This window comes from Mesorhizobium sp. M2A.F.Ca.ET.042.01.1.1 (genome assembly GCF_003997405.1).
Taxonomy (GTDB): Bacteria; Pseudomonadota; Alphaproteobacteria; order Rhizobiales; family Rhizobiaceae; genus Mesorhizobium.
Genome location: NZ_RZRX01000626.1, coordinates 1 through 625, shown reverse-complemented (window position 1 = coordinate 625; position 625 = coordinate 1). Strand labels below are relative to the sequence as shown.

Annotated in this window: 2 protein-coding genes; both read left to right on the top strand. The window is 60.6% G+C overall.

Translation table 11 applies throughout. From position 1 onward, the window contains the following. Window positions 1-235 (top strand): hypothetical protein (locus tag EOA23_RS36205; protein WP_210212533.1); only part of this gene is annotated, 235 nt, incomplete at its 5' end. A 94-nt stretch (window positions 236-329) separates the two neighbouring features. After that, on the top strand, window positions 330-625 hold a 296-nt coding region (locus tag EOA23_RS35245), incomplete at its 3' end, for a division plane positioning ATPase MipZ (protein WP_145966628.1).

The window sequence follows — 625 nt, the reverse complement described above, 5'->3', positions numbered from 1 at the left end:
GCTTTGGCCGAGATCTCGACGCGCGACGGCCACAAATATTGCCCTAATCATCCGTTCCGCACGCCTCGCTGTTCGGCACCATCAAGATCAGATCGCGCTGGCGCATCATGCCGACAGAGGCAAGCGCGCTGTAATGCGCCAGTTGGCGGCTGCCGCATCAAGCGCGGCCTCGCAGCCGTCGCGCGTCGAGATCTCGGCCAAAGCTGCCCTGAACATCACTGTCGTGTCCGGTTGAGCGCTCATAAATTGACACTACACTTTGGGTTCAGTTATGACAATCGCCGGGCAGGCGGTTGGCATAAAAGCGGTTCATCGAAGGTCCCCAAGCTATGATCATATCTGCCGCTATCGCCAAAGGTGGCACTGGCAAATCGACCCTGCTGCGGGCGCTGGCATCCGTCGCCCTTAATCGCGGCTACGCGGTGACACTCATCGACGGCGACGTTCGCCAAAACATGAGCCGGTGGGCCCAGATGCTCAAGGAGGCCGGCAATCGTCCCGAGACACTCCAACTGGTCGGCGCCACGACGCCGCGTGAGATCCTGGCGGCGGCGGAGTTGCATAATGGTGACCGGAGCGTGGTGCTGATCGACACCGAAGGCACCACCAACGACAATCTCATGTC